At 72.7% G+C, this 15,332-nt stretch carries 14 protein-coding genes and 1 pseudogene; 12 read left to right on the forward strand and 3 right to left on the reverse strand.

Annotated features, from left to right (window positions below):
• The 3 genes and pseudogenes from GUY59_RS14655 to GUY59_RS14665 all read right to left on the reverse strand — a co-directional run.
• A pseudogene (locus GUY59_RS14655) lies at positions 1 to 458 on the reverse strand (hypothetical protein); the annotation flags it as partial.
• Positions 455 to 3,154 carry an alpha-L-rhamnosidase gene (locus GUY59_RS14660; RefSeq protein ID WP_201760879.1) on the reverse strand — a complete coding sequence of 900 codons (2,700 nt, stop codon included), beginning with the start codon at positions 3,152 to 3,154 and terminating at the stop codon, positions 455 to 457. The gene GUY59_RS14660 and the pseudogene GUY59_RS14655, both read right to left, overlap by 4 nt.
• Before the next feature lie 5 nt (positions 3,155 to 3,159).
• Positions 3,160 to 4,878, reverse strand: a complete 1,719-nt coding sequence (locus GUY59_RS14665) for a beta-L-arabinofuranosidase domain-containing protein (RefSeq protein WP_138201172.1) — start codon at positions 4,876 to 4,878, stop codon at positions 3,160 to 3,162.
• A 138-nt stretch (positions 4,879 to 5,016) separates the two neighbouring features.
• Between GUY59_RS14665 and GUY59_RS14670 the strand changes: the two genes are divergently transcribed.
• From GUY59_RS14670 to GUY59_RS14725, 12 genes are all read left to right on the forward strand, one after another.
• Positions 5,017 to 6,897, forward strand: coding sequence for a glycoside hydrolase family 127 protein (locus GUY59_RS14670; protein ID WP_138201173.1), 1,881 nt, complete (start codon positions 5,017 to 5,019; stop codon positions 6,895 to 6,897).
• A gap of 168 nt (positions 6,898 to 7,065) precedes the next feature.
• Positions 7,066 to 7,716: an RNA polymerase sigma factor gene (locus tag GUY59_RS14675; RefSeq protein ID WP_252374946.1), complete on the forward strand. Its 651-nt coding sequence runs from the start codon at positions 7,066 to 7,068 to the stop codon at positions 7,714 to 7,716.
• 41 nt (positions 7,717 to 7,757) lie between these two features.
• Entirely contained in the window at positions 7,758 to 7,997 is a 240-nt protein-coding gene (locus tag GUY59_RS14680; protein WP_138201174.1) for an anti-sigma factor family protein, read from the forward strand.
• Positions 7,998 to 8,064: 67 nt separating this feature from the next.
• Positions 8,065 to 9,327 carry an ergothioneine biosynthesis glutamate--cysteine ligase EgtA gene (egtA, locus tag GUY59_RS14685; protein ID WP_138201175.1) on the forward strand — a complete coding sequence of 421 codons (1,263 nt, stop codon included), beginning with the start codon at positions 8,065 to 8,067 and terminating at the stop codon, positions 9,325 to 9,327.
• Positions 9,324 to 10,619, forward strand: coding sequence for an ergothioneine biosynthesis protein EgtB (gene egtB / locus GUY59_RS14690; protein ID WP_138201176.1), 1,296 nt, complete (start codon positions 9,324 to 9,326; stop codon positions 10,617 to 10,619). Before egtA ends, egtB begins: the two co-directional genes overlap by 4 nt.
• Positions 10,619 to 11,326: an ergothioneine biosynthesis protein EgtC gene (gene egtC, locus GUY59_RS14695; protein ID WP_138201177.1), complete on the forward strand. Its 708-nt coding sequence runs from the start codon at positions 10,619 to 10,621 to the stop codon at positions 11,324 to 11,326. Before egtB ends, egtC begins: the two co-directional genes overlap by 1 nt.
• A 22-nt stretch (positions 11,327 to 11,348) precedes the next feature.
• The gene (gene egtD / locus GUY59_RS14700; RefSeq protein WP_138201178.1) at positions 11,349 to 12,329 is read left to right on the forward strand and encodes an L-histidine N(alpha)-methyltransferase; all 981 of its coding nucleotides are present in this window, start codon (positions 11,349 to 11,351) and stop codon (positions 12,327 to 12,329) included.
• Entirely contained in the window at positions 12,326 to 13,534 is a 1,209-nt protein-coding gene (gene egtE, locus GUY59_RS14705) for an ergothioneine biosynthesis PLP-dependent enzyme EgtE (protein ID WP_138201179.1), read from the forward strand. Before egtD ends, egtE begins: the two co-directional genes overlap by 4 nt.
• A gap of 74 nt (positions 13,535 to 13,608) precedes the next feature.
• A complete protein-coding gene (locus tag GUY59_RS14710) occupies positions 13,609 to 13,794 on the forward strand; it encodes a hypothetical protein (RefSeq protein ID WP_138201180.1) in 186 nt (61 codons plus the stop codon).
• Positions 13,795 to 13,955: 161 nt separating this feature from the next.
• A complete protein-coding gene (locus GUY59_RS14715) occupies positions 13,956 to 14,438 on the forward strand; it encodes a hemerythrin domain-containing protein (protein WP_201760880.1) in 483 nt (160 codons plus the stop codon).
• Positions 14,439 to 14,626: 188 nt separating this feature from the next.
• A complete protein-coding gene (locus tag GUY59_RS14720; protein WP_138201182.1) occupies positions 14,627 to 14,881 on the forward strand; it encodes a type II toxin-antitoxin system Phd/YefM family antitoxin in 255 nt (84 codons plus the stop codon).
• Positions 14,875 to 15,270: a type II toxin-antitoxin system VapC family toxin gene (locus GUY59_RS14725; protein ID WP_138201183.1), complete on the forward strand. Its 396-nt coding sequence runs from the start codon at positions 14,875 to 14,877 to the stop codon at positions 15,268 to 15,270. The genes GUY59_RS14720 and GUY59_RS14725 overlap by 7 nt, the downstream gene beginning before the upstream one ends.
• Positions 15,271 to 15,332 lie beyond the last annotated feature (62 nt).

Consider the following 15,332-nt stretch of genomic DNA (forward strand, 5'->3'; position numbering starts at 1 on the left):
CCGCCGCCCGGCTCCGGGCCGGAGCCGGGCGGCGGGTAGGCGGGGGCCGGGGCGGTGGCGCGGTTGCGGCCCGTCAGCGTGCCCGCCTCGCCCTGGACGTACAGGCTGATGGCGAGGCGGCGGCGGGGGCGCACCCGTACCGGGAGCGGGTCGCTGAGTGCGGTCGCGCCCGGCGCCACCGTCACCGCAGGGCTCCCGCCGAAGGTCAGCATCCGGTTCGACCCCGGCTCCAGCGCCGCCCCCGCCAGCGGGACGGCCAGCGGGACGTGCAGCGGGACGCCCGCGTGGACGTGCCCGAACGTCACGGGCCGGTCCCCGAAGGCGTTGGTCAGCCGTACGCGCAGGCCGTTCCCGCCCACGGTGGTCCGCACGATGTTGCGTACGGTCACATCACGCAGGCCGCCGCCGTCGAGGCGTTCGGCGGCGGCGGCCCACGTGGTCACCGGCCGGTACGTCACCGACCCCACGACGCGGTGAACGTGTACCGGCCGGAGCCCACCTGGCACACCGAAGCGGCCTCGGTCGACTTGATCACGTCGATCCCCGCCGTGGCAAGCGGCGTTCCGGACTCGCGGACCGACGACGGGTCCTTGGTGGGCACGTGGACGGTGGCGAGCGCGCCCGGCGGTACGCGTACCTCCAGCGTCAACTCCCCGCCGGAGATCTCCCACCGGCTGGACAGCCGCCCCAGCGGCGTGTCGTACGCCGCCGCGGCCCACCGCAGCCGCCCGCCCGGCAGCGGCCGGATGAGCGGCCGCCGGAAGCCGACAGAGTTTTCCTCCTGGCCGAGCCCCGCGACCCCGCTGTACAGCCACTCACCCACCGAGCCGAGCGCGTAGTGGTTGAAGGAGTTCATGGCGACGGGCCCGAAGCCGTTCTCCTCCGTCCAGCCGTCCCACCGCTCCCAGATCGTGGTGGCTCCGCGCTTGATCGAGTACCCCCACGACGGGTAGCGGTCGTCGTGCAGCAGGTCGTAGGCGAGGTCGTGGTGCCCGTACGCGGACAGGACGGGCCCGAGCAGCCCCACACCGGCGAACCCGGTGGTGAGCCGCCGCCCCCGCCGCTCCAGGTCGGCCACCAGATGCCTCACTGCCGCGGGAACCAGGTCATCGGGGACAAGCTCGTGCGCGAGCGCCAGCAGGTAGCCCGTCTGCGTGTCGCCCGAGACCCGCCCGTCGGCGGAGACGAACTCCCGTACGAACGCCTCCCCGATGCGCGCCCGCAGCTCCGCGTAGTGCTCGGCGACGTCCGCGAGGCCCAGCACGGCGGCGGCCCTGGCGGTGAGGCCTGCGCTGAGCGCGAAGTACGCGGTGGCCAGCACGTCGCGGGAGGTCCGCACGCCCGCCTGCAGCCAGTCGCCGTAGTGGCTGCCCACCCGCTCGCGCCAGATCAGGCCGGGGTTGTGACGTTCGACGTGGTCGACCCACCGGCGCATGCTGGGCAGGCTGTCGCGCAGGACGCGCTCGTCGCCGTAGACGCGGTAGAGGTGCCAGGGCACCACCGTGGCGGCGTCCCCCCAGCCGGGGGCGCCGTGCCGCTCCGTCATCACGTGCGGCACCACGTCGGGGACCGCGCCCTCGGCGGTCTGGGCGCAGCGCAGGTCGGCCAGCCAGCCGGTGAAGAACGCGGCCACGTCGGCGTTGTAGCAGGCGGTGGGCAGGAACACCTGCGCGTCGGCGGTCCAGCCGAGCCGCTCGTCGCGCTGCGGGCAGTCGGTCGGCACGGACACGAAGTTGCCCCGCTGGCTCCACCGGAGGTTGCTCGTCAGCCGCCGCACCATGTCGTCGGAGCAGGAGAACTCGCCGGCGACCGGCGTGTCCGAGTGCATCGCCCGGCCCAGCACCTCGACGTCGTCGTGCCCGGTGACCTCGACGTAGCGGAAGCCGTGCACGGTGAAGCGCGGCTCGAACGTCTCCTCCGGCAGCCCTGCGGCGACGTAGTGGTCGGTCGCCTCGGCCGAGCGCAGGTTGGCGGTGTAGAGGGAGCCGTCCTCGTCGAGCGCCTCGCCGTGCCGGAGCGTGACGCGGGTGCCGGCGGGGGCGCCGCGCACCGTCAGCCGCACCCGGCCGGCGATGTTCTGCCCCAGGTCGACGATGGTACGGCCGGAGCCGTCCCGCCGGGTCCCCACGGGCACGAGGTCCTCGGTGACGCGTACGGGCTCGGCCGCCGAGGGCACGAGGACGTCGTGACCGGTGTCCACGACGCGGGCGGGGGCCCACGACGAGTCGTCGAAGCCGGGCAGGTCCCAGCCGGGCTGCTCCAGCCGGGCGTCGTACCACTCGCCCATCAACAGGTCGGCGTAGCGCAGCGGCCCGGTGCTCTCCCGCCAGCTCCCGTCGGTGCCGACGACCGTGCGCGAGCCGTCGGCGTGGTCGGCCACGAGCTGGACGAGCAGCTCGGGACGCCTGCCGTAGCGCTGGGCCTGCCGGCGGCCGTCCCAGCCGAGGCTGCCCGACCACCAGCCGTCCGCGAGCACCGCGCCCACGCAGGCGGGGCCGTCGCCGACCAGGCCGGTGACGTCGTACACCTGGTACGGCACCCGGTAGCGGTAGTCGGTCCAGCCGGGGGTCAGCTCGCCGTCACCCGCCCGGTGGCCGTTGACGCGCAGCTCGTACAGGCCGCGGGCGGTGCCCACGATCCGTACGGAGGTCGCAGGGCGCAGGTCGACGACGCGCCGGAAGTAGCGGGGCGGGGGCAGGGACGCGGTGCGTACGCTGCGGGGCTCGCGGTCGTCGGCCGGCGGCTCGAACGGCGGCAGGGTCTCCGGGTCGTGGCCGATCCAGGCGGCCGCCCACTCGTCCGGGTGCAGCACGCCGGTGCCGAACCACGACTCGGCCGCCGCCTCCTCGCCGTCCGCGGAACGGACCTGGACCTGCCAGGTGTGACGGGCGAACGACGCAAGCGGCGCGCCCGCGTACGAAGCGCTGGGGTCCTGTCCGTCGATCCAGCCGCTGTCCCAGGCCGGAGCGCCGCCGGAGCGGACCGTGATCCGGTACGCGGCCTGCGCGTCGCCGCGCCGGCCGGAGGCCAGCCGCCAGCTCAGCCTGGGCGCCCGGGTGGCGATGCCCTGCGGGGTGGCGAGGTGCTCACAGCGCAGGTCGTACGGGTGCAGCGCGCCCCCGGCGGGAGCAGGGGGAAGTGACCATCCGCTCACGGCGCTCACCAGGCCCATTCCGTGGCCGGCCGGGACAGCGGGTAGTCGCGTCGCGGCGCGGTGGGGTGCACCTTGCGCCCGCTGTACATCGGCCGGGCGGTGCCCTCGGGGCTGATGCCGATCACGTCGTCGCCGCGCCAGCGCACCCGGAACTCCCGGCCGGACGCGACCTCCGTGCTCGTCGACTCGGGCACGGGGAACGTGACGGTGATCCGCTCGCCCCGCCTGGGCGCGCGTACGGACAGGTAGCCGTCGGGCGCCCACGCGCCGGGCCGCGTGCCGTCGAAGCCGTCGCCGTCCCGGGTGACGCGCACCTTGGCGTACCCGGCCCATTCGGGCACCCGCATCCGCAGCTCGCGCAGGTCCCGGTGCACGTCGAGGTCGACGCGGCCCTCATGGGGGAGGTGGCTGAGCACGGTGACCCGCTCGGTGGCCCTGGTGAGCAGCAGGTTGACCCGAACGTCACGGTCATCGCCGGTGACGACGGAGTTCCACCCCCAGAACAGCCCGCGCACGCCGGAGCCGACGCAGCACGCCTGCACGTCGGCGGTGTGCCCGCGGCCCAGCTCGATGTCGCAGACGTAGTCGTTGGGGGCGCCGTACCCGGCGAAGGCGCCGCGTACCCGCTCGCCCACCCGCACGTGCGTCACCCAGCCGGGCTCGTCGCCCGAGGTGTCGGGGGCCGACTCGACCCAGCTCAGGTCGAGCAGCTGGGACTCGACGAGGTGGTTGCGCAGGAACCGCTCCACCACGCCCCAGTAGGCGGTGTGCCCGGAACCGGCGAGCGTGACGCCGGTGCCGATCAGGTCGACCAGGGAGCAGCTCTCGTGTTCGTAGCGCTGGCCTTCGAGGTCGCCGGGCGTCCAGCCGAACCGGGTGGCCTGGGTGAGCGCCCAGTCGTAGGAGCGGCGTACGAACGCGGTCAGCTCGTGGTCGCCGGTGTGGCGGGCGTAGCGGGCCAGCCCTTCGAGGGTTCCGAGACGGGTGTGGAAGTGGCCGCTGCGGTAGGCGCGGGCCGCGTTGAAGGCGCCGTCCTCGTGGAAGACGCCGCTCTTGTGCACGATCAGCCGGGCGAACCAGCCGCACAACTCCAGCGCGTCCTCGTTGCCGGTGGCCTGGTGGTAGCGGAGCAGCGGCATGATGAGCCGGCCGCTGAACGACGCCGGGTCGGGGGCCAGGTGCAGCGCGATGGCGTTCGGGGACGGCCAGCCGTCGGGGGTGTACTCGGAAGCGGGGTAGAACCAGACGTCCCGCTCCTTGATCGCGATCCGCTTGAGGGCGGCCACGTGCCGGTCGGCCAGCCGCCTGGCCTCGGGGTCGCCGTCGGACACGTACCACGTGGTGAGCGACAGGAGCACGGCGCGCTGGTCGATGAGGTTGGCGTTCGGGGGCCAGCCGGCCTCGGGGCGGGCCCGCCGGTAGCTCAGCCCGTCGGGGCCGAAGAAGCTCGTCAGCCGCCGCCTGAAGCCGTCCTCGACCTCCCGCCAGGTGTCCTTGCCCGTCATGTGCCGGGCGAGCAGGCAGGCGTCCAGCAGCCGGCCGTGGCTGGAGCCGTAGTCCCAGTCGCCGTGCCGCAGCGCGGCGGGCCGGGCGAGCAGGTCGGCGCTGAAGTACGGAACGCCGTCCATGCCCGTGTCCGGGTCCGTGTCGGGCAGTCCGGCCACCGCGTTCATCGCCAGCTCGGCCCGCTCTTCGAGCAGCACGGTGTCGGGGATCTCTGGCATGGCCGTCCCTTCGTTGCACATAAATATTCAACTGTGCATAGATGTCGCATTCAGCCTGCGTCGCCAGTTGACCCGCGTCAAGGTCTGCATGGATATTCATATCTTGTTGGATATGTCAGGCTGGGGGAGGATGGTGCCATGAGCGTTGATCCGGTGGTACGGCCAGGTTCGGGTGCGGCGGTGGCCCTGCGGCCCGTGACGGGAGCCCGCATCCACGACGGCTTCTGGGAGGCGCGGCAGCGGGTCAACCGCGAGGTGACGATCCCGCTGGGAGGGGAGCGGGTACGCGACTCCGGCGCCTTCGGCAACCTGCGCCGGGCCGCCCGGGGAGGCCCCGCCGAGCATGAGGGGAAGATCTTCGCCGACTCCGACGTCTACAAGTGGCTGGAGGCGCTGGCCTGGGAGCGGGGCAGGCGCGAGGACGACGGCCTGGCCCGCTCGTACGCGCGGGCGTCGGAGCTGGTCGCCGCCGCTCAGTGCGCCGACGGCTACCTCCACACGCACACCCAGCTCACCGGCCGGCGACGCTACTCCGACCTGGCCTCCAGCCACGAGCTCTACTGCGCGGGCCACCTCATGCAGGCCGCCGTGGCGGGCCGCCGGGCCACCGGCGACGAGACGTTGCTGCGGGTCGCCGCCCGCTTCGCCGACCACCTGGCCAAGGACCTGCCCCCGGACGCGATCGACGGCCACCCCGAGGTGGAGATGGGCCTGGCCGAGCTGCACCGGGAAACCGGCGTGCCCGCGTACCTCGACCTCGCCGCGCGCCAGGTGGCCGCGCGGGGGCGCTCTCTCATCCAGCTCAAGGGCCACCACGGCCCCGGCTACCGGCAGGACCGCGTGCCGGTCGCCGAGGCCACCACGGTCGAGGGGCACGCGGTGCGCGCGATGTACCTCGCGGCGGGGGCGACCGACGTCGCCGTCGAGACCTCCGACCTCGACCTGCTCGCCGCACTCGGCCGGCAGTGGCGCGACATGGTGGCCACCAAGACCTACCTGACCGGCGGGCTCGGCTCCAACTGGTACGGCGAGGCGTTCGGCGGCCACCACGAGCTCGCCCCCGACACCGCGTACTGCGAGACCTGCGCGGCGATCGGCAGCGTCCAGTGGTCGTGGCGGATGTTGCTGGCGACCGGCGACCCCGCGTACGCCGACCTGGTCGAGCGCACCCTCTACAACGCCGTGCTGCCCGGCGTCTCGCTCGACGGCGAGCACTTCTTCTACGTCAACGCGCTGCGCGTGCGCGCCGGCGCCGACCCCGACGACCTGCGCTCCCCCGCCCGCGGCCGGCAGGGATGGTACGGCACCGCCTGCTGCCCGCCGAACGTCATGCGCCTGCTCTCCTCCCTCGACCACTACCTGGCCACCCGCGACGCCGACGGCGTGCAGCTCCACCTGTACGCGCCCGGCACCGTACGCGCCGGCGACGTGCTGCTTGAGGTGGAGACCGGCTACCCGTGGACCGGCCGCGTCGAGATCGTGGTCAAGGAGACCCCCGGCCACCCGTGGACGCTCGCGTTCCGCATCCCCGCCTGGGCCGACGCGGCCGGGGCCGACGGGCGGACGGCCGAGCCGGGCGGCTACCACCGCGTGCGCAGGACGTGGCGGCCGGGCGACCGGGTGGAGCTGAACCTCGGGATCCGCCCCCGGCTGACGGCCGCCGTGCCCCGGCTCGACGTCGCCCGCGGCCAGGTCGCGGTGGAGCGCGGGCCGCTGGTCTACTGCCTGGAGCAGGCCGACCACCCGGGGGTGATCGTCGACGACCTGTGCCTGGCCGCCGCGGACCTGCGCGACGCGGGCCCGGTCGCCGGCCTGCCCGCCGACGTGGTGCCGGTCACCGCGCGCGGCCGGGCCCACGTGCACCGGGAGGACGACGGCGGTTTCCCCTACCGCGCCGCCGTCGCCCCCCATGAGCCGGAGCACGGGGGCCCGGTCGATCTGACGTTCGTCCCATACCACGTGTGGGCCAACCGGGGCGCCGGGCCGATGACGGTCTGGACGCCCATGCACCGGACATGACCGGCGAAGGCAAAGGAACCCTCATGATCTGTGATCACAGGTGGAAAACGGGTATGTCGTAGCGGCCGTTCGTGACGACTTCCGATCGCCCCCGACGTCATGCCCGGAGTGGAAGCGGCGGACGGCGGGATGTGATGATGTCCCCAACGGCACGGGGAGGAAGCGATCGTGGGGTCCCTCGCGGGCGACGGGCTGCCTCCGGATGACGTCGTCGTCTCCGCGCTGCGTGCGGGCGACGAGGAGATGTTCGCGACGCTGCTCGACACCTGGGCGCGGGGCATGCTGCGGGTGGCCCGCTCCTACGTGTCCACCGACGACTCCGCGGAAGAGGTCGTGCAGGACACGTGGCTGGCGGTGATCGGCGCCATCGACGGGTTCGAGGGCCGATCGTCGGTGAAGACCTGGGTCTACCGCATCCTGGTGAACACGGCCAAAAGGCGCAGCGTGCGCGAGAGCCGTACACTGCCGTGGAGCGCCTTCGAGCGGGACACGAGCCCGGCCGCCGATCTCACCCTGTTCCACGGAATCGACGGGGCTCTGGCGGGCAGGTGGAAGGAGGCACCCGCGGCCTGGCCGACGCCCGAAGGGCAGGCGCTCGCCGCAGAGGCGCGGGGTCTGATCGGCGAGGCGCTGGCGACGTTGCCTCCACGGCAGCGCATCGTGATCACGCTGCGCGACGTGGAAGGATGCACCTCCGAGGAGGTGTGCGAGATCATGGAGATCTCCGCCGTCAACCAGCGGGTGCTGCTGCACCGAGCCCGTGCGGCGGTTCGGGACCTGCTGGAGAGTTACTTCGCGTCGGTGAAACAGCCAGAATAGGTGAAACGGTTAAATACGCAGAGGGTAAGGCGGTCAACGTCGTGAAGCGGTTCACGTGCGGCGAACTGGTGGAATCCATCACCGCGTACCTTGACGACGCCCTCGACCCGCCCGTCCGCGCCGGGTTCGAGGCCCACGCGGCCTGCTGCGACGACTGCCGGCGCCACGTCCACCAGTTCCGCGTCACCATCCGGGCGATCGGCGACCAGCCCCCCGAGAAGTTGCCGGACCGCACGCGCGAGCGGCTGATGTCCGCCTTCAGACAGCGCCGGCGAACCTGACCGCTCCCGTGTAACGCTCGCCCGGCCGGCGGCTCTATAGAGCCATGCGTCACGCGAGGGCAAGACGATGATCGGGCTCACGACCGAGGGGTCGCCGCTCCGAGACGCCTCCGAGGTGGGGGACTACGCGCACCAGTGCTTCCGCCCCGGCGGCGACGACCAGGTGGGCGTGGAGCTGGAGTTCCTGGTCTTCGACCGCGTGTCGGCCACCCGCCACGTCCCGATGGACCGGGTCGAGCGGGCGCTGCCGCCACTGCCCGGCGGCAGCCGGGTCACCTTCGAACCGGGCGGCCAGTTGGAGCTGTCCGGCCCGGCCGGCTCGCTGACCGGCGCGATCGACGGCCTCACCGCCGACGTGGCCGCCGTACGCCAGGCCCTGGCGCACGACGGCCTGGTGCTGGCGGGCGTGGGCCTCGACCCGATGCGCCAGGCGGTACGCCAGTTACGGCAACCCCGGTACGACGCCATGGCGGAGTTCCTCGGCCGGCCGTACGGCGCGCTGATGATGTGCTCCACGGCGTCCATCCAGGTCAACCTGGACCTGGGGGAACGGCCCCGCACGCGGTGGGAGCGGGCGCACCTGCTCGGACCCGTGCTGACCGCGGCCTTCGCCAACTCGCCGCTGAGCCGGGGCCGGCCGTGCGGATGGATGTCGGGCCGCCAGGCCGTGTGGGAGCACCTCGACCCCACCAGGACGGCGCCCGTCCCCGCGTCGGGAGATCCGGTGGCCGACTGGGCCCGCTATCTGCTCGACGCCCGCGTCATGCTGGTGCGGGAGGGCGGCGAGCGCTGCCGCACCGTCCGCGACGGCTCCACCTTCCGTGACTGGCTGGGCTCGCGCGAACGCCCGCCCACCGTCGAGGACCTGGCCTACCACGCCACCACGGTGTTCCCGCCCGTACGCCCCAGGGGCTGGCTTGAGATCCGCTTCCTGGACGCCCAGCGCCCCGCGGACTGGCCGGTGTGCGTGGCCGTCACCCACGCCCTGATCAGCGACGACCGCGCCGCCGACGCCGCGGTCGCCGCCGTCGAGTCCTGCCTCGGACCCGGGTGGCGGCGAGGGCCGGGGGCGGACCGCGAGCCGTGGGCCTCCGCCGCGCGCCGCGGCCTGGCCGACCCCCGGCTGGCCCGCGCCGCGGACGCCTGCTTCCGCGCCGCCGCCGAGGCGCTGCCCCGCCTGGGCGCCACCCCCGCACTGACCGGGGCGGTGGCGGCGTTCGCCGACCGGTACGTGACGACCGGCCGCTCCCCGGCGGCCGACCTGATGGATCTGGCGAGAGAACCGGGGCGGCGCCTGCCGGCCTGGCTGACCGAAGAGGGACGAGAATGAGCGACTTGAAGGAACGCATCGCGAGCGAGCTGCTCGCGGTGCGCAGCCGGTCCCTGACCTACACGGAGGCCGAAGACGACCTGCTCGTACGCCAGCACTCCCCGCTGATGTCGCCCCTGGTGTGGGACCTCGCGCACGTCGGCAACTACGAGGAGCTGTGGGTCCTGCGCGAGGCCGGCGGCCTCACCCCGCTCAGGCCCGAGATCGACGACATCTACGACGCCTTCAAGACCCCGCGCAAGGACCGCCCCAGCCTGCCCATCCTCGGCCCGGCCGAGGCCCGCCGCTACATCGAGGGCGTACGCGGCCGCGTCCTCGACGTCCTGGACGCCGTCGACTTCGACGACCCCGCGCCGCTGCGCCGCGACGGCTTCGTCTTCGGCCTGGTCATCCAGCACGAGCACCAGCACGACGAGACCATGCTGGCCACGCTGCAACTGTCGAAGGAACCCGGCCTGGTACACGACGGGCGCCTGCCGCCGGCCCGCCCCGGCGGCCCGGCCGAGGTGTACGTGCCCGCCGGCCCCTTCCTCATGGGCACCGACACCCGGCCGTGGGCCTACGACAACGAGCGCCCCGCCCACCGCGTCGACCTGCCCGCCTACTGGATCGACCGGCTGCCCGTCGGCAACGGCGCCTACGCCGCGTTCATCGAGGACGGCGGCTACCACGACCCCCGCTGGTGGACCGGCGAAGGCTGGGAGTGGCGGCAGCGGCAGGGCGTCTTCGCCCCGCTGTTCTGGACCAAGGACGGCGGCGCCTGGCACCGTACCCGTTTCGGCCGCACCGAGCCCGTGCCCATGGACGAGCCGGTGCAGCACGTGTCCTGGTACGAGGCCGACGCCTACGCCCGCTGGGCGGGCAGACGGCTGCCCACCGAGGCCGAATGGGAGAAGGCCTGCGGCTGGGACGCCGGGGCGGGCCGGGCGCGGAAATACCCGTGGGGAGACCACGAGCCCACCCTCGAGCTGGCCAACCTCGGCCACCGAGCCGCCCGGCCCGCGCCGCTCGGCGCCTACCCGGCCGGCGCCGGCCCGTACGGGGCCGAGCAGATGATCGGCGACGTGTGGGAGTGGACCGGCACGTGGTTCGACGGCTACCCGGGCTTCCGCAGTTTCCCGTACCGGGAGTACAGCGAGGTCTTCTTCGGCCGGGACTACCGCGTGTTGCGCGGCGGCTCGTGGGCGGCCGACCCGGCGGCGATCCGCACCACGTTCAGGAACTGGGACTATCCGATCCGCCGGCAGATCTTCACGGGGTTCCGCTGCGCCCGTGACGCGGAGCCGGCCTAGTGTGCCGGCACGCGGCCTGGCTCGGAGCCCCCCGCGCCCTGTCCACGCTGATCCAGGACCCCGGGCACGGCCTGCTCGCGCAGTCGTACGCGCCCCGGCGGCAGCGGCACGGCACCGTCAACGCCGACGGCTTCGGCATGGGCTGGTACGACGCCGTCCGCGCCGAGCCCGTACGTTACCGGCGGGCCATCCCGATGTGGGCCGACGCCAACCTGCCCGCGCTCGCCCAGGTCGCCCGCTCCGGCTGCCTGCTGGGGGCCGTCCGGTGCGCCACCGTCGGCATGCCGGTCGAGGAGAGCGCCACCGCGCCGTTCACCGAGGGCCGGTGGCTGCTCAGCCACAACGGCCGCGTCGAACGGGACGCGGTCAGGGCGCTGGCCGACAGCGCCGAGAGCGCCTGCGACTCCGCCTGGCTCGCCGCCGCCGTCTTCGAACGGCTGCGCACCGGGCCCGACCTCGGGGAGGTCCTCGCGGAGGTCGTCGCCCACGCCGGGGAGAAGGACCCCGGCGCCCGCCTGAACCTGCTCGCCTGCGACGGCGCGTCCATCGCCGCGACCGTCTGGGGCGACACGCTCTTCGTCCAGCGTCACCAGGACGGCGTGGTCGTGGCGAGCGAACCGCTCGACGATTTGCCCGGCTGGCAGGCCGTGCCGGACCGCAGCCTGCTGCTCGCCTCGCCGGAAGGCGTGCGCGTCCAGCCCATGTGACCCCTTCTCCTGAGGAGACACCGTGCCTGTGAGCCCTTCGACCGTGCGCCTGGTCAACCACCTCGACCTCGACTATCTGCGCTCCTCCCTCGAGAACGACGTCAGGGCCGGCCTGATATCGTCGCCGAAGTTCCTGCCGCCCAAATGGTTCTACGACGAGGCGGGCAGCGACCTGTTCTCGCAGATCACCCGGCTGCCCGAGTACTACCCGACCCGGCGCGAGCTGGCCATCCTGCGGGAACGGGCCGCCGAACTCGCCGCCGCGAGCGGCGCCGACACGCTGGTCGAGCTGGGATCCGGCACCAGCGAGAAGACCGTGCTGCTGCTCGACGCCCTCACCGAGGCGGGCACGCTGCGGTGTTACGCCCCCGTCGACGTCGACGCGGTCACGCTCGCCGCGGCGGCGCAGCGGCTTGCCGAACGCTACCCCGGGCTCGCCGTTCGCGCCGTGTGCGCCGACTTCGAACGCCACCTGCGGCTGTTGCCCCGTACCGGCCGGCGCATGGTGGCCTTCCTCGGCGGCACCATCGGCAACCTCGAACCCGACGCCCGCCGGGTCTTCATGAAGGAACTGCGCGGCACGCTCCGACCCGCCGACACGTTCCTGCTCGGGGCCGACCTGGTCAAGGACAGGAAGCGGCTGGTCGCCGCCTACGACGACGCCGCCGGGGTGACGGCCGCCTTCAACCGCAACGTGCTGCACGTCATCAACCGGGAGCTGGACGCCGACTTCGAGCCGGACGCGTTCGAGCACGTCGCCCGCTACGACGAGGAGCACGACTGGATCGAGATGCGCCTGCGGGCCTCCCGCGCCATGCGGGCGCGCGTCGCGGCGCTCGACCTGGACGTGGACTTCGCCGAGGGGGAGGAGATGCGTACGGAGATCAGCGCCAAGTTCCGCCCTGACGGCCTGCGCGCCGAGCTGGACGCGGCCGGCTTCACCGTTCTGCGCTGGTTCACCGACCCGGCGGAGGACTTCAGCCTGGTGCTGGCCCAGGCGTGATCGGCAAGGCGTGGCGGGCGGCACGCTCCGTCGTACCGCCGGGTCACCTCGACGCGGCCGGCTGCAACGTACCGAGTGACCGGGTGCTCGACACGGTCGTGGAGCGGCTCCGGCGCGAACGCGAGCACGGCGGCTACGCGGCCGAACCCGGCCTCACCGACGCGAGATCCGCCCTCGCCGCCCTGCTCGCCCCGGCCGGCGTGTCTCCCGGGGACGTGGCCTTCGTGGAGAGCGGTACGGCGGCGATGGCGGCGTTGCTCGGCGGCTTGCGGCTCCCACCGGGCAGCCGTGTCGGCTTCGCCCGCACCGAGTACGGCAGCACTCTGATGCTCCTGCGCCGCCTGGCCGCCGACCGCTCGTGGACGCTCGTCGAACTGCCCGTGGACGCCGGCTCCCGCCTCGACCTCGACGGCCTCGCATCCGCGCTCGCCGGGGGGCTGGACCTCGTCACCCTGGTCCACATCGCCTCCCACCGGGGCGTCGTCCAGCCCGCGCGGGAGGCCGGCGCGTTGTGCCGCGCCGCCGGGGTGCCGCTGGTGCTGGACGCCTGCCAGTCCTTCGGCCACACGGACGTGGGCGGGGTGGGGGCGACCGCGTATGTGGGGACGTCCCGCAAGTGGCTCGCCGGCCCACGCGGCACCGGCTTCCTCATCGTCCCCGGACTCACGACGGGCACGGCACCGGGACCCCCGTGGGGGCCGCCGGCAGGCATGGACGCCGCCGCCCCCGCGCTCGGCGGCCACGTGTGGGGCACGGACGACCTTCCCGAACCACTGCCGGGGGCGATCCGCTACGAGAGCTCGGAAGGAGCGATCGCGTCCCGGGCGGGACTCGGCGCCGCCGTACGGGAGTACCAGGAGCTCGGCCCGGCCGACCTGCACGAGCACGGGGCAGAACTGGGCCGCACGGCCCGGCACCTCCTCCACGGCGCCGGCGGCTGGCATGTGGCGGAACCGCTCGACGAACCCTCCGCCATCGTCACCCTCCGGCCTCCGCCGGGCGACTCGGTGGAGGCCGCCCGCGCCCGCGCCGCCGAGGCGGGACTGCTCGTGGGCGCGGCACCGGTGGCGAGGGCGCCGCTGGACCTGCGAGAGCCCGTCCTGCGCGTCTCACCCGCCCCCGGCACGGAGCCGGAAACCCTGCACACGCTCGCCAGGATCCTCAGCACACCGCACAGGCGTTCACGGCCGACGTCCGAGCAGTAACTGGCCGGGAGACCACGCACCCTCAGTGCACACTGGAAACATGGCTTGGAGCTCGCGCTACGCGCATCTACGACATGCTGGACAACAGCCACGTGGGACTGATGGACGAACGTGTGATCCGCGAAGCGACTCGGCTGGACGATGTGCGTACATACCTGAACCATGAGAAGCTGATCGAGCTGTGGCCTCGTCTGTTTCTGCCCATCGAAGTGAGACGGGCGTGGGAGGCATCGTCCCTGCGGCTTGGACGAGCGGCGTAGCCGAGCTCTCATGAGTCGCGAATCTCCGCCGTTGCTTCCACCGCTGGGAGGTGTCGCTCGATCGGTGACAAGCGTGCTTGATGAGTTCGGACATACTGAGGAAAGTTGATGGGCGGGGAAGAATGACAGCGGGTTCCGGAGCGGGTGAGCGCCTCACGGCATTGGGTACGCAGCTGCTGGAGGTGCACATCTGGCTGCGCGAGATGCTGGAAGACCTCCAGGACGGCATCGACGACTACCTTGACGGCAAGGGCATGCCGCCCCGTGATCTGCGCGCCCACTGCCTGTCCTTCTGCACGGCGCTGACCCGCCACCACACGGGCGAGGACAGAGCCGCGTTCCCGGCGATCGCCGAGGAGTTCCCCGAGCTGCGCAAGGTGCTCTCCGACCTGCGCACCGACCACAACCAGATCGACTGGCTCATGGGGAACCTGCGCAAGCTCCTCGACTCCCTCCCCGAGCAGCCGGACCCGGCCACGGTGGCCAAGGTGCGCGAGGAGGTGGAGGCGCTGTCGGCGGTCATGCAGACGCACTTCATCTACGAGGAGAAGAAGCTGATTTCCGTGCTGAACTCCATGGACGTGCCCGAATGGCGCGATAACCGGCCCGACTTCCTGCTGATCGACGACGAGGACGACGCCTGAGGTGGCCGAACGCGGCCGGATCACGCTCCTTTCTCGCGCCGCAGACTCACGGTGGCAACGCCGGCCACATCATCGTCCTGGAGGACGGTCGTGGTCGTTCGGACGGGAAGCACGGGATTGCACATGTCCATCGCTTGAGCAGCTAACTGAGCTCGCTACGGGCGTCGCACGTGTTCTACACTTGTGGCATGTCTGCCATTCCAGCCCGCGAACTCCGCAACCATACGGCCGATGTCCTGCGGCGCGTCGAGAGCGGCGAGGAGATCGAGGTGCTCAGGGACGGTCAGCCGATTGCGAAGATCATCCCGTTCACGCGACGCCGTCGGTGGATCTCCGCGGTCGAGGTCGGTGGTGAGCTGGCTCGCCTGGGCGCGGACACGACAGGCCTGGCAGAGGAACTGCGGGAAACCCTCACCGGGACAACGGACGATCTCCCGTGGTAGAACGCAAGCGCGCATTGGCCGACACCTCGGTCTTCATCGGCATGGAAGCCGAGCGCTTCGATACCGCTCGGTTCGCGGGCTTCGAATGGGGTGTCTCGGCCGTGACTCTCGGCGAGCTCAGGCTGGGCGTGCTGCAGGCTCGTGACTCCGAGACATCGGCCCGGCGGCTGTCCACGTACCAACTCGCCGAGCGCTTCGAACCCATCGTCATCGACGAGGCGGTCTCGGACGCTTGGTCACTGCTGGTCTCCCGCCTCAGAGCCGCAGGGCGCAAGGCGCCCATCAACGACAGTTGGATCGCCGCCACCGCCATCGCCCACAAAGTTCCCGTCGTCACCCAGGACGCGGACTACGACGAGATGCCCGGCCTCGACGTGATCAAACTCTAGGCTCCGGTGCTCGCCCAACAGGGCACACCCGGCGTACGCGTCGCGCCGGAGCGCCGCGTACA

Source organism: Nonomuraea sp. K271 (assembly GCF_009908215.1).
Classification (GTDB): Bacteria; Actinomycetota; Actinomycetes; order Streptosporangiales; family Streptosporangiaceae; genus Nonomuraea; species Nonomuraea longispora.

Coding starts and splice junctions, on each gene's coding strand:
- GUY59_RS14670 (WP_138201173.1), top strand. CDS start 5,017: ATGAGCGTTGATCCGGTGGTACGGCCAGGTTCGGGTGCGGCGGTGGCC.
- GUY59_RS14720 (WP_138201182.1), top strand. CDS start 14,627: ATGTCTGCCATTCCAGCCCGCGAACTCCGCAACCATACGGCCGATGTC.
- GUY59_RS14665 (WP_138201172.1), bottom strand. CDS start 4,878: ATGCCAGAGATCCCCGACACCGTGCTGCTCGAAGAGCGGGCCGAGCTG.
- GUY59_RS14710 (WP_138201180.1), top strand. CDS start 13,609: ATGCTGGACAACAGCCACGTGGGACTGATGGACGAACGTGTGATCCGC.
- egtA (WP_138201175.1), top strand. CDS start 8,065: ATGATCGGGCTCACGACCGAGGGGTCGCCGCTCCGAGACGCCTCCGAG.
- egtB (WP_138201176.1), top strand. CDS start 9,324: ATGAGCGACTTGAAGGAACGCATCGCGAGCGAGCTGCTCGCGGTGCGC.